Annotated in this window: 7 protein-coding genes; 5 read left to right on the top strand and 2 right to left on the bottom strand. The window is 42.2% G+C overall.

Going from position 1 to position 14,005, the window contains the following annotated elements; genetic code table 11:
• Positions 1–110: 110 nt before the first annotated feature.
• Entirely contained in the window at positions 111–1,466 is a 1,356-nt protein-coding gene (locus tag ASV53_RS17615) for a MipA/OmpV family protein (RefSeq protein WP_239928839.1), read from the top strand.
• Between the two features lie 137 nt (positions 1,467–1,603).
• On the opposite strand, the gene pncB is transcribed toward ASV53_RS17615, so the two are convergent.
• Positions 1,604–2,797, bottom strand: a complete 1,194-nt coding sequence (gene pncB / locus ASV53_RS17610) for a nicotinate phosphoribosyltransferase (protein WP_094958047.1) — start codon at positions 2,795–2,797, stop codon at positions 1,604–1,606.
• A 334-nt stretch (positions 2,798–3,131) separates the two neighbouring features.
• On the opposite strand from pncB, the gene pepN reads away from it, so the two are divergent.
• The 3 genes from pepN (at position 3,132) to ASV53_RS17595 (ending at position 11,293) form a co-directional block, all read left to right on the top strand.
• Positions 3,132–5,741, top strand: a complete 2,610-nt coding sequence (gene pepN / locus ASV53_RS17605) for an aminopeptidase N (RefSeq protein ID WP_094958046.1) — start codon at positions 3,132–3,134, stop codon at positions 5,739–5,741.
• Positions 5,742–5,860: 119 nt separating this feature from the next.
• Entirely contained in the window at positions 5,861–6,082 is a 222-nt protein-coding gene (locus tag ASV53_RS17600) for a DUF2835 domain-containing protein (RefSeq protein WP_062689037.1), read from the top strand.
• A gap of 381 nt (positions 6,083–6,463) precedes the next feature.
• Entirely contained in the window at positions 6,464–11,293 is a 4,830-nt protein-coding gene (locus tag ASV53_RS17595) for an NAD-glutamate dehydrogenase (protein ID WP_094958045.1), read from the top strand.
• A gap of 131 nt (positions 11,294–11,424) precedes the next feature.
• Here the strand turns inward: ASV53_RS17595 and ASV53_RS17590 are convergent, their stop codons facing one another.
• A complete protein-coding gene (locus tag ASV53_RS17590; RefSeq protein WP_094958044.1) occupies positions 11,425–12,480 on the bottom strand; it encodes a GGDEF domain-containing protein in 1,056 nt (351 codons plus the stop codon).
• A gap of 408 nt (positions 12,481–12,888) precedes the next feature.
• Between ASV53_RS17590 and pyrD the strand changes: the two genes are divergently transcribed.
• Positions 12,889–13,899, top strand: a complete 1,011-nt coding sequence (pyrD, locus tag ASV53_RS17585; RefSeq protein WP_094958043.1) for a quinone-dependent dihydroorotate dehydrogenase — start codon at positions 12,889–12,891, stop codon at positions 13,897–13,899.
• The last annotated feature ends 106 nt before the right edge of the window (positions 13,900–14,005 follow it).

The following is a 14,005-nucleotide window of genomic DNA, read 5'->3' as shown; positions in this document are numbered from 1 at the left end:
TCATCCCAGTTATATCTGTTAAAATTGTTTTTTGCTTAATATATACACGGTATTAATGACACAAGGCACGAGGCTAACATTAATACAATTGTTTACTTGAGGATCCCTACTTGAAACATTGGCTTGGCTTAACACTGTCCTTATCTATGGTGTTACCTACGGCATCTCTTGCCGATACAAACGAACAATTATCCGATACCGCCAGTGTTGAGGAATTACGTGAACACCGTGAAGAAGAAAAAAGATGGGGACTCGCAGCTGTTGTCCGCAAAGCAAGTATTCCTTATTCACAAGGTGCTAGTGCAGACGTTGATGACTCATCGGTTATGTCCTTTGTCCCAATGATGTTTTATCGCGGGGATAAATTCTATATCAATGGCACTGAGACGGGTTACCAGCTTTATCAGAAAGAAGAATTTTCGGCCAACGCTGTGCTGCGCATGCATTTCATCGATATTCCTGCCGCTTATCAAAACTCGATTGGTGGTGATACTGGGATGGGAGGGATACAGCTAAGATATCAGTGGGATAAGAGTGTTTATAGCTTTGCTGAAGTTGTAACAGATCCTAGTGCGCACTTTCAGGCAAATGTAGAAGTGGGGGCGAAGTATGAAGTGGGTGATTGGTATTTCCATCCATCAGCAACTCTGATCAATAAAACCTCAGACTACAATACACACTATTACGCTTTTAATCAGACACATATCGGTGGCGGTTCGGATATTAAAGTGGGTGGTAAGTTACGTTATCACGTCGCTTCTAATTTGTATCTGTTAGGTGGTGCTTATGCCACATACTATGATCGTAACGTTCGTCATTCAGAGACTATTGATGATAATTGGCATACAGAGTTTTATGCTGGTTTTGGTTTCTTCAATGATTCGTCTAAACCAAAGCGTTCATCAATCTCAACGAAACCGTATTTACGTGTGGCGCATGGCTGGGCGACCCCTTCAAATATGGGTGAGATCCTCGCGGGTGAGACAGTTAAAGATGAATATAACAATCAGCTAAGTTCTGTTTTTTACGGTCATCCACTAACGGATGAGCTGTTTGGAATTCCACTCGATATTTATTTAACACCTGGTTTGGTTACGCACTGGGGGTCTGAGGTTCAAGATTTCACTACCGAATTAGTGGTGGCAATTAAAGCTTATTACACTGTCAATTGGCCTGTGAAGTGGCGCTTAGGTGTTGCTGAAGGTTTGTCTTTTGTCAACGACATTACTTACATCGAAAATTCAGAGATGGAACGTAAGGGGTACGAACCAAGCAAGTTACTGAATTACGTTGATTTGTCTCTTGATATTAACATCGGTGATCTTATCAATAAGAAAGAACTTGATAATGTTTGGCTTGGTTATAGCATGCATCACCGTTCTGCTATTTTCGAACAAGCGTCGCAATTTGGTCGTATCAAAGGTGGTAGTAATTACAACACTGTTTACCTACAGTTTGACTTCTAATACGCGATAGTAAGGGGACTGTTTGCGCTATAGCCAGTCCCTTATTAAGTCGATTTTCAGATAATAAAAAGCCGAGATCTTATTAAAGAACTCGGCTTTTTTAGTTTTAATCAAAGCGTAGTGCGAATGAATGCCAGTTACTGAGCAACATCAAAAGCTTGTCGGAGTTGAGATAAGTATCCCTCGTCACGACACATGCTTTTGCCTGGTTCATCAGAAATTTTGGCAACAGGACGCCCTTCGCATTGTGTTAGCTTTAGGACGATATTTAATGTATCGACATTAGGCAGGTCACAACTTAGCTGTGTACCAATACCAAAACTCACATTAGTGCGACCATAGAAATGCTTATAAATTGCTAAAGCTTTATCCAGCGTCAAACTGTCAGAAAAGACGAGTGACTTGGTCATTGGATCGATGCCTAAAGCTTCATAGTGGGCAATGGCTTTCTCACCCCAAGTGACAGGGTCACCACTGTCGTGACGCAATCCTACAAAGCGATTAGACAGACGTAGGTCGAAATCACGCAGGAAAGCATCCATGTTGATGCAGTCTGTAAGCGCGATGCCTAAGCTGTCTGGGTACTCTTGTAACCAGCGATTAAGTGCGAGCTGCTGTGAGTCAGCCAGTTCACCTGTGAGCTGCTGGTGGGCTTGAAACCACTCATGTGCTTGTGTACCCATAGGTGTTAACCCACGAGTGCGCGCAAGGTGGTAATTTGACGTCCCTTTGAAGTAAGGGAAGTGGTCAGCAAGATAATCCACTACATGGTGCTGTACGGCTTTAGAGAAGCGGCGTCGCGTACCAAAATCAACTAATGCGAAATCTGACAAGTCAGTTCCTTCGGCATGTTGATAAAAGTGGTCAATTTTAGATTTAAGCTGAATAATGGCGGCTTCTGGCGTTACTTCAGGGTAGCGAGCAGCACAACGTACTTCACAAATGATTGCGAGCAGTGGTACTTCCCAAAAAATGACATCAAGCCATTTCCCTGTGATTTTAATCGCAAGTTGATCACCAGAAACATCAAGTTCTACCTGTTGGCTATTAAGCGAAAACGTTTCTAAGAACGTCAGGTAGTCTTGTTGAAAGAAGCCAAGCGTAGAAAGATAGGTCAGCTCGTCTTTAGTGAAAGACAGCGAATCAAACTGAGCTAATTGCGCTTGAATAGCCTCAAAATAAGGGCGTAGGTCTTCTTTGCTGCGACAATGGAATTCAGCAACCACCTCTGTTTCAGGGTATTGATGGAAAATTGCTTGGTGCATGTGCAGTTTATATGCATCTGTATCCAGCAGTGAGTCGATAACTCTATGTGTTCCAGTCTGATTCATATTAAAAGCTGTGTTTGTACGCCATTAGATAATTTATATGATTCTGCCCGCATTCTTGGCTAAATGCGACAAAATTAGGGGGCGTACGATACGCTTAAATCTCTCAAACAACAAGGAACAGGCTGTTCAGCTGATTAAATGTTCGACTATTGGCAGGTGATACACAGAAATATTCGATTTCCTTACGTATAGTTGTAAACAATTCTTGTTTTTATGGGTGAGAGCGATATAAATACCTGTGTTAAAACGACTCTAGCAACATAAAACAACTTCTCGTTATCTTATTGGGGCCATACAGCCCCGATGAGCTTTTGCGTAATAAAAGGAAGACATAATGGCGGATCAACCCCAAGCAAAATACCGTGCAGACTATCAAGCGCCTGAATACACCATTACCGATATCGCCCTAGACTTTGACTTACATGATACAGCAGCTCGCATTGTTGCTGTTAGCCAAGTAAAACGTTTAGCTGAGCAGGATGCCGCGCTGAAATTGGATGGTGATGCACTGACGCTTATTCGCGTTGAAGTGAATGGCGAAGCCTGGACTCAATATGAAGAGACCTCTGCAGGACTAACGCTAACAGGCTTACCTGCATCGTTTGAACTCACCATCGAAACAGAAGTAAACCCTGAAGCAAATACACTACTTGAAGGATTATACAAATCAGGTGGTGGGTTCTGTACACAATGTGAAGCTGAAGGTTTCCGTCGTATTACTTATTACATGGATCGCCCTGATGTACTGGCGCGTTTCACGACCACAGTGACAGCCGATAAGGCAAACTTCCCGTATTTGCTGAGTAACGGTAACCGTATCGCTCAAGGTGACTTAGACAATGGCCGTCATTGGGTGCAGTGGGAAGACCCATTTCCAAAACCAAGCTACTTATTTGCGCTTGTTGCGGGTGATTTCGATGTACTTCGTGATAAATACACCACAGCAAGTGGCCGTGATGTTGAGCTGGAAATTTTTGTCGATAAAGGCAACCTAGATCGTGCTGATTACGCGATGACATCGCTAATCAATTCTATGAAGTGGGATGAAGAGCGTTTTGGTCTTGAGTATGACTTAGACATTTACATGATTGTCGCGGTTGATTTCTTCAACATGGGTGCAATGGAAAACAAAGGCCTTAATGTCTTTAACTCAAAATTTGTCTTAGCTAACCCACAAACAGCGACAGATGTTGATTACCAGGGTATTGAAGCTGTCATCGGCCATGAATACTTCCATAACTGGACGGGTAACCGAGTAACGTGCCGTGATTGGTTCCAGCTGAGCTTGAAAGAAGGCTTAACGGTTTTCCGCGATCAAGAGTTCTCATCCGATTTAGGTTCGCGTGCAGTCAACCGTATCAACAATGTACGTATTGTTCGAGGTCCACAGTTTGCTGAAGATCGTGGTCCAATGTCGCATCCAATTCGCCCTGAACAAGTGATCGAGATGAATAACTTCTACACCTTGACGGTTTACGAAAAGGGCAGTGAAGTTATCCGTATGATGCACACCTTACTGGGTGAAGAAAAATTCCAAGCGGGTATTAAGCTTTACTTTGAACGTCATGATGGTACTGCTGCAACGTGTGATGATTTTGCATTAGCAATGGAAGATGCGTCGGGTGTCGATCTTACGTTATTCCGCCGTTGGTACAGCCAAGCAGGTACGCCTGTAGTGAATGTAACAACTGAGTATGATGCAGAGCAAAACAGTTACAGTGTAACGATTAAGCAGCGTACGGCAGCAACTGCTGGTCAAGAAGAAAAGTTAGCACTTCATATTCCGCTTGATATCGAACTATATGATAGCAACGGCAATGTTATTGAGTTACAGCGTAACGGTAATGCGGTTCATCATGTACTGGATGTAACAGAAGAAGAGCAAGTATTTACGTTTGATAATGTAAATGAGCAACCTGTTATCTCATTACTACGTGAATTCTCAGCACCTGTTGTACTTGAATATGACTACAGCGATGAAGAGCTAGTTTTCTTGATGGTGCACGCGCGTAATGAATTTGCACGTTGGGATGCTGGCCAAATGCTATTGGCTAAGTACATCCGTGACAATGTCACTAATGTTCAAAATGGTAAAGCGGTTGAATTCCCTGAAAGTGTTGTTGATGCTTTCCGCGGTGCATTACTGGATGAAAATCTGGATCCGGCATTTATCGCAGAAATGCTGACGTTACCAAGTGAGAATGAAATTGCTGGTTGGTATAAGTGCGTTGACGTCGATGCAATCAACCAAGTTGTTGGCGAGATCCAAAAGACTCTTGCAATAGAAATGGAAGATGAGCTAACCGCTATCTATCATTCTTTAGCGCAAGCAAGCTATACCATCGAACATGATGCGATGGCTAAACGCGCACTGCGCAATCGTTGCTTGTCTTACCTGGCTTGTACTGAAAAGGGGAACGATTTAGTTGCTGAGCAGTATCAAGCATCAGATAACATGACAGATACCATGGCTGCAATGGCGGCGGCTAACAATGCTGAACTTGCTTGTCGTGCACAGCAGATGCAAGATTTCAGTGACAAATGGACACACGATGGCCTCGTGATGGACAAATGGTTTGCACTGCAAGGTGCTAACCCAGCGGATAATGCACTAGCAAACGTTCGTGAAACCATGAACCACCCAGCATTTGACCTGAAAAACCCGAACCGTACTCGTAACTTGGTAGCGAACTTCTGTGGTAACAACCCAGTCCGCTTCCATGCAAAAGATGGTTCTGGTTACTTGTTCTTAAGCGAAATTTTAATGGCGCTTAACACTTCAAATCCTCAAGTCGCTTCACGCTTGATTGAACCTTTCTTGAAGTATCGCCAGTACGATGATGCACGCCAAGCATTAATGCGTACAGAGTTAGAAAAGTTAGCGAATCTAGAGAACCTAGCCAAAGACTTATACGAAAAAGTACAAAAAGCATTAGCGCTTTAACGCATAAATTTTCAAGGTTGTTATAGCGAGTTTTGTAATTTACAAATGCCAACTGTAAGAGGTTGGCATTTATCTTCTAATTAATTAATTAATTAAATAAAGAGGTTAAATCACGAGCAATGAAATCGTACACATTTTCAGTCAATATCAGCTATCAATCATATCTACACCATTATTCTGGTGCGGCAAGTAGTGTGGTTGTTATTACTGATAATGGCTTGCGCTTACAGTTACCTGCCTCTCGATTCCGTCCATTTTTAAGCCAACTCGGCGTAAAAGGTCGATTTAGAGTTAATGTTAATCAGCAGAACAAAATTGATGGAATAGAGCAAATTAGCTAATTGCGCCACGTTATAAATAGAAGTAACTTAGTGTTAACATTACGAACAAGATACATGAGTGCCTACAGTACAAAATAGCAAAACGATAACGAATTGACTGAAGGTTATACTGAGAAAAATCATGGTTTGCTATTAGATAAATTAATATGAGAAAGAATTGGTTAGACCAATTAACCAGCTGGGTGTTTAAATTTGCACATACTTTGGCTAAGAGAAATTATCTATCGATACTAAATCTTAACCTTAGTCACATATTCGATTTTTTGTTTGATTTTCAGAGTAATTAACGTAACTAAATAGCAACAAAACACTCTACAATAGCTCCACGCATTATGCGTTTATACTAAATTTATAAAAACATAAAAACGATGGAGCATCACGATGACCGCACCTGACCCAATCGTGCCGGTATTGCTTGAAAAAGTGTATGGCTTAATCCAAGAAAAAATTGAAACTCCCCAGCAGTCATTAGTCGAAGTTTTTGCTCAGCGGTTATTAGGACAGCTAGCAGATGACGATCTTTTGCAGCGTAACGAATCTGATCTCTATGGTGCTGTGCTGAGCTTATGGCATCACCTTCTTAAGACCGATCCGGAGCAAACATCGGTTCGCGTTTATAACCCGACATTAAGCCGTTATGGCTGGCAGTCTACCCATACTGTGGTTGAGATAGTTGTACCTGATTCACCGTTCTTGGTTGATTCAGTCCGTATGACGCTTAATCGTTTGGGCATCACAAGCCACCTAATGCTAAATGGCCCTTACTTCTTTAAACGTGATGCAGAAGGTGTACTTACTGAAGCATGCGGCAAAGAAGGGGATCTACAAACACTATTCCATATTGAAGTCGATCGACTAACAGATAAAAAAGAAATGGAAGTGTTAAAGCAAGAGCTTGAGCAAGTGCTTGTGGACGTAGACTTAGTCGTTACAGACTGGCAAGCGATGCAAGATAAAATGCAGGCGATTGCTATCGAATTAAAAACGGCACCTTTACCTGTCGATGATACACGTCGTGAAGAAGCCCTTGAATTACTTGACTGGGTAACGCGCCATAATTTCACTTTTATGGGCTATCACAATTATGATCTGAAGGCGGTTGAAGGTGATTATCAGCTTTGCCCAACGGAAGATAAAGGTTTAGGTTTACTGAGTAAGCCAAATAAAGCTCGCTGTTTGTTGCTTTCCGATTTACCTGAATCAGCACGTTTTGAAGCACGTAAGCCTGAAATTATGATTCTGACTAAAAGTAATGGTCAGTCAAAGATTCATCGCCCTGCATATATTGATTACATTGGTATCAAACGCTTCGCTGAAGACGGCAGTGTGATTGGCGAACATCGCTTTGTGGGTCTTTATGCGTCAACGGCCTACCACCAAACGGCAATGAATATTCCGCTGATCCGCAATAAGATGTCTCGCATTTTAGAAGCGTCAGGATATTCGGCGGGTTCGCATTCTTGGAAAGCGCTGAACAACTTACTGGAAACCTATCCACGCGATGAGTTGTTCCAAGCAACTGAAAAAGAAATGCTAGACGTGGGTTGCGGTGTTGTTCAAATGCAAGATCGTGACTTACTTCGTTTGTTTGTCCGTCGTGATCCATTTGGCCGTTTCTTCTCTTGTATGGTGTATGTCACTAAAGAGCGTTACAACACGGAGTTGCGCAGCAAAACTCAATCTATCTTAAAAGATTACTTTGGCTCAGCGCAAAATGTTGAATTCACGACTTTCTTTTCAGAAAGCCCATTAGCAAGGACGCATTACATCGTGAGGGTAGACAATAATAACTTCAATATTGATGTTAAAGCGATTGAGCATAATTTGGTAGAAGCTGCGGCGTCTTGGGAAGATCGTATCGGTGATGCGCTGGTGGCTAACTTTGGTGAAAGCCGTGGTACATCACTGGCTAAAAACTACGCCCGCGCATTCCCACGTTCATATAAAGAAGAAATGCTACCGGGTTCTGCCGTTGCAGATATTGAGCAACTTGAAAGCCTAAGTGAAGACAATAAGCTGGGTATGTTGTTCTACCGTCCACAAGAAGAAGCGGCAGATTCACATTTCGTGAAGCTAAAACTCTTCCACCGCGACGAACCAATCCATCTGTCTGATGTGATGCCAATGCTTGAAAACCTGGGTTTACGAGTGATCGGTGAATCGCCATATCAGATCACCACCAGCAAAGGCACGGTATTTTGGATCCTTGATTTTGCGATGCTGCATAATGCATGTACAGGCATTGATCTTCGAGAAGCACGTGATCGTTTCCAAGAAGCATTTTCGGCTATTTGGCATGGTACATTAGAAAGCGATGGCTTTAACCGCTTGGTTTTATGTGCAGGGCTAACAGGCCGTGAAATTACTATTTTACGTAGTTATGCACGCTATATGCGCCAAGTTGGCTTCCCATTCAGTCAACATTACATTGAAGAAACGCTCTCAAGCCATAACGATCTTGCGCGTGATCTTGTTGCACTCTTTAAGCTGCGATTTGATCCAACCAAGAAACATTCAGAGAAAGCCGAGCAAAATTTGATCGCCAAACTGAATGACAAACTGGATCGTGTCGAAAGCCTAGATGATGACCGTATTATTCGTCGCTATATGGAAATGATCTTAGCGACACAGCGTACCAACTATTACCAACTTGATGACAATGGTAAAAACAAACCTTGGCTATCGCTGAAACTACGTCCGTCAGACATTCCTGATATCCCACAGCCAGTGCCATTCTTTGAGATCTTCGTTTACGCACCTGACATTGAAGGTGTTCACCTTCGTGGTGGTAAAGTTGCGCGTGGTGGTTTACGTTGGTCGGATCGCCAAGAAGATTTCCGTACCGAGATCCTAGGCCTGGTTAAAGCGCAGCAAGTGAAAAACACCGTTATTGTGCCTGTTGGCGCAAAAGGCGGCTTTATTTGTAAGCGTCAGCCACAAATGACAACGCGTGAAGAGATTTGGACGGAAGGTCAGCGCTGTTATAAACGCTTTATCCGTGCCTTGCTTGATGTAACAGATAACATTATTGATGGTGAGCTAATTCCACCAACCAATGTGGTTCGACATGATGAAGATGACCCGTATTTGGTTGTTGCGGCAGATAAAGGTACAGCGACATTCTCTGATTTAGCGAACTCTGTCTCTGAAGATTATAACTTCTGGTTGGGGGATGCTTTTGCATCGGGTGGCTCAAATGGTTACGACCATAAGAAAATGGGTATCACTGCGAAAGGTGCATGGGAATCAGTTAAACGCCATTTCCGCGAGTTAGGTATAGATTGCCAAACAACAGACTTCACCTGTGCTGGTGTGGGTGACATGGCGGGTGATGTATTTGGTAATGGTATGCTGCTATCGAAACATATTCGTTTAGTCGCTGCATTTAACCACATGCATATCTTCATTGATCCGAATCCAAATTCAGAAAAAACATGGCCAGAACGTGAACGTTTATTTAACCTGCCACGCTCAAGCTGGGAAGATTATGATCAAAGTTTGATCTCTGAAGGCGGTGGTATCTTCTCTCGCCGCAGTAAGTCGATCAAACTGACGCCGCAGATCCAAAAGCTACTGGGAACACGCAAACAAACGATGCCACCAAACGAATTGATCCGTTTGATTCTACAAATGGAAGTCGATTTACTATGGAATGGTGGTATAGGTACCTACGTTAAAGCTGAATCTCAAACACACACGGATGTAGGTGATCGCGCTAATGATGCTTTGCGCATCAATGGTAACGAGCTACGTGCGAAAGTAGTGGGTGAAGGCGGTAACTTGGGTATGACTCAGCTTGGCCGTGTTGAATTTGCTAAACGCGGCGGATTGGTGAATACCGATTTCATTGACAACGTAGGTGGTGTTGATTGTTCTGATAACGAAGTGAATATTAAGATCCTACTTAATAGTCTAGTGGCTGGTGGGGATCTAACGTATAAGCAACGTAACCTTCTGCTAGAAAGCATGGAAGATGAAGTTGGTGAAATCGTACTTGATGATGCTTACTGTCAAAGCGAATCAATTTCCGTCACACAGCAGCAGCAAGTGCAGCTGCTAAAAGAGCAAATTCGCTTTATTCATCACTTAGAACGTGAAGGTAAGTTGGATCGTGCACTTGAAGATTTACCGGATGACGAAACACTGGCAGAGCGTGAGAAATCAGGCATCGGCCTAACACGTCCTGAGCTAGCTGTTTTAGTTGCTTACGGAAAAATGGTACTAAAAGAGCAGCTTGTAACGGATGAAATCTCCAATGATCCGTACCATGCACGGTTGTTACCAGCGTATTTCCCTGCACAGTTAAAAGAGAAATACCGCGCGCAAATGGACAACCATCCACTGCGTAAAGAACTGATTGCAACCTCGCTTGCGAACCAAATGTCGAACGAGATGGGTTGTAACTTTGTGACTCGCTTACAAGAGGAAACGGGAGCAACAGTTGCTGAAGTTTCTTCTGCGTATGCAGTAGGGCGTAGTGTCTTCAACTTTGATAAGTTCTTTGATCAAATTCGAGCGCTAGACAATGCCGTATCGGCAGAAACACAGTACGACATGCTTTATCGTTGTCGTCGTATGTTGCGCCGTGCGACACGCTGGATTTTACGTAATCGTGATCGTAAGTTAGGTATAGAGCAGCAAATTTGTGTTTATCAACCTGTTGTGAACACGTTGAATGAGAATTTAGAGCGTTACCTTGTAACGGATGAGGTTCAGGAACACAAAGATCAAGCTGCTATCATGGTCGACAAAGGCGTTCCACAAGCGCTTGCAGATAATATTGCTCGTTTAAGTAGTTTGTACTCTGCAATGGATATCGCACAGATTGCTAAAGAGCTTAAACAAGAAATTGACCATATATCGCGTATCTACTTTGTATTAGGGGCTGAACTTTCTTTGCACTGGTTCCTACAGCAAGTAAATAATCAATCGGTTGATAACCATTGGCAGGCTCTTGCTCGTGCGTCATTCCGTGAAGATCTAGATTGGCAGCAGCGTCAATTAACATCGGCCGTTATTACCGCTATGGTTGATGGTTCAACGCCAGAGCAGGGTATCGAAGCGTGGATGCAAGAGCACGATAAAGCTATCTTACGCTGGGAAAGTGTATTAGCTGAGTTTAAGGTTGGTAATGTTCATGAGTTTGCGAAGTTCTCTGTTGCATTACGAGAGTTGATGTTACTTAACTTGAACTGCCGTTCTAGCATCTAACTAATACGGTTATATTAATCAAAAGCCAACGCAATTGCGTTGGCTTTTTTGTTGGATGTTATTTGTTAATAAGGAACCATATTGAAAGCAAACTTAAACGATCCTTTTTAGATCCTCCGATATGAGTTTTACTACATAACCTGTTGATCTAAGTTAAAATCAAGGTTGGTTACACTGTCACTTGCTGCGTTAATTGTAATTTGATCTCGTCCATTTTCTTTTGATTGATACAAAGCGATATCTGCACGTTTGATCCAACTAACCGCATCATCGTTAGTGAAAGCTGGGCTTAAACCCGCGCTCATTGTTACTTTTGCATGGTAAGGATAGTGGTGTGTACGGATCTGCTCACTGAGCTCATTTAGTACCTTATAGGCTTCGTTTATATTTGTGTTATCAAATAAGAGTAAGAATTCATCGCCACCAAGTCGAAATAAAAGATCTAAATCCCGCGTGTGTTTATTGATGATTTCAACGATTTGTTTGATCACCTCATCACCGACATCATGACCATATAGATCATTTACTTGTTTGAAATGATCGATGTCTATTAAGGCGACACTAGCAGAGTACCCGCGCTTTTTTTGAGAAATGGAGCGGTTCATAAAAGCATCAAGTTGATGGCGATTCAAAGCACCAGTTAATGCATCACGGGTTGATAAATAACGCAGTTCAACTTGAAGGCGATGGATTGCTTCAATGGCTACATGGGCTATGCTGGCACAGGCAATGAGTGAAGACAGAAACCTAGCAGCAAACTGCCAATCAACATGATGAAAAGATGCGATGCTACAACCAACAATTAAGCATGCATTCGTGATAAGTGCCTGACGTCGAGGAATGATGAAAACCAGTGTTACAACAATAGGGTACACCCAATAACTTACGAGCATACCGAGTTCATAAATACTTAAACTAATAGAAATAACGAGTAATGAAAGTGGAATACCATTACCGATAATTTTTCGCTCAGCATATAGCAAGCCAATCATTTCTATGATGAAGCTCAGTTCGAAAGCGAGAAGAGAAAGGCCTAATAAGGTTTCACCTATCAGTAAATTTTTAATACCGAGTGGTATAAAAGTGAAGACGGTTACCGCAGTAACAAATTTAAGAATGTGCTGACGACGATAAAAGTCCAGAAGTTCATCATCACCATGTTCAAAACGAAGTTTTTTTAATGTCATAAGCGGCCTTATTGAAATGATTGTTGGCCAAAGCAGATTCAAAGAAGCATGGTTTTACTTTGTTATGTGTTTAACTTACCTTTAAAACGTATGTTTTTAAAGCTTACTCATCCATTTATGCCTTATATGAATAGGCTTGGTGGCAAATCTTATTATTTTTAATAGAGAAAAGAGAGAACTAAGCGATAAACACAGAGCTTGTTTGGACTGAAAGGGGGCAAAATTAGACTAACAGCGTAAACGTTTGCTTATAAAGTGAAATTTAATTTTTACTAACTCATTGTAAATAATCAGGTTAATTATAACTTACTGTTTTAGGTATGATTTTCTTAAAATTCTGATTGATGTTAACTAAGAATGTGTGAATAATGTCATCCCGTTTATACGGGGCTTTTATTCGGAGGTACTATGTTATACCGCCTCGCACGATCTGTTATTTTCAAGCTAGACGCTGAAAAAGCACATGATCTTGCCATTCAGAACTTCTCTCGCTTTACCGGCACTCCTCTAGATCTATTCTATCGACAACATGTTCCTGATCGTCCTGTTGAAGTGATGGGCATTACCTTTAAAAATCCTGTTGGTCTGGCCGCTGGCCTAGATAAAAACGGCGAATGTATTGATGCATTTGGTGCAATGGGTTTTGGTTTTGTTGAAGTGGGTACGGTGACACCGCGTCCACAATCTGGCAACGACAAACCACGCTTATTCCGCGTGATTCCAGCTGAAGGTATCATCAACCGTTTTGGTTTTAATAACCTTGGCGTTGATAACCTCATCGAGAACGTTAAAAAATCGAACTACGATGGTGTTATTGGTATCAACATTGGTAAAAACAAAGATACGCCAATAGAAAAGGGTGCTGAAGATTACCTTATCTGTATGGATAAAGTGTACGAGCACGCAGGTTATATTGCGGTTAACATTTCTTCTCCAAATACTCCGGGCTTACGTACGCTTCAGTACGGTGAAGCACTTGATGATCTTCTGGCTCAACTTAAGCAGAAACAAAAAGAGCTTGCAGAAAAGCACGGTAAGTATGTTCCACTAACACTTAAGATCGCGCCAGATCTTGAAGATCACGAGATTGTGCAAATCGCACAGTCGCTGATCAAAAATGAAATCGATGGCGTTATCGGTACTAACACCACGCTGGATCGTACTTTGGTAAAAGACTTACCACATTGCGATGAAATGGGTGGGTTGAGTGGTCGTCCGTTACAAAACAAAAGCACTGAAGTGATTCGTCGTTTGGCTGAAGAGCTAGATGGCAAATTGCCGATTATCGGTGTGGGTGGTATTGATTCAGCAATTTCTGCACGAGAGAAGATGGAAGCGGGCGCTCAGCTTGTTCAAATCTATTCTGGTTTCATTTATCACGGTCCAAAACTGGTTAAAGACATTGTGACGAATATTTAACCTATCAAGGGCTAAAAGCACATTTGAAAGTGAGTTTAGCGACGCGATTGTCAAAATTACACAATGATGAACAATGAAAGGGGAATTTATTTCCCCTTTTTTTTTG

It is taken from the genome of Photobacterium sanguinicancri (genome assembly GCF_002265265.1).
Lineage (GTDB): Bacteria > Pseudomonadota > Gammaproteobacteria > Enterobacterales > Vibrionaceae > Photobacterium > Photobacterium sanguinicancri.
Note: the sequence above shows the minus strand (reverse complement) of the source record. Positions and strands in the feature narration are given on the sequence as shown.

Coding starts and splice junctions, on each gene's coding strand:
- pncB (WP_094958047.1), bottom strand. CDS start 2,797: ATGAATCAGACTGGAACACATAGAGTTATCGACTCACTGCTGGATACA.
- pepN (WP_094958046.1), top strand. CDS start 3,132: ATGGCGGATCAACCCCAAGCAAAATACCGTGCAGACTATCAAGCGCCT.
- ASV53_RS17600 (WP_062689037.1), top strand. CDS start 5,861: ATGAAATCGTACACATTTTCAGTCAATATCAGCTATCAATCATATCTA.
- ASV53_RS17595 (WP_094958045.1), top strand. CDS start 6,464: ATGACCGCACCTGACCCAATCGTGCCGGTATTGCTTGAAAAAGTGTAT.
- ASV53_RS17590 (WP_094958044.1), bottom strand. CDS start 12,480: ATGACATTAAAAAAACTTCGTTTTGAACATGGTGATGATGAACTTCTG.
- pyrD (WP_094958043.1), top strand. CDS start 12,889: ATGTTATACCGCCTCGCACGATCTGTTATTTTCAAGCTAGACGCTGAA.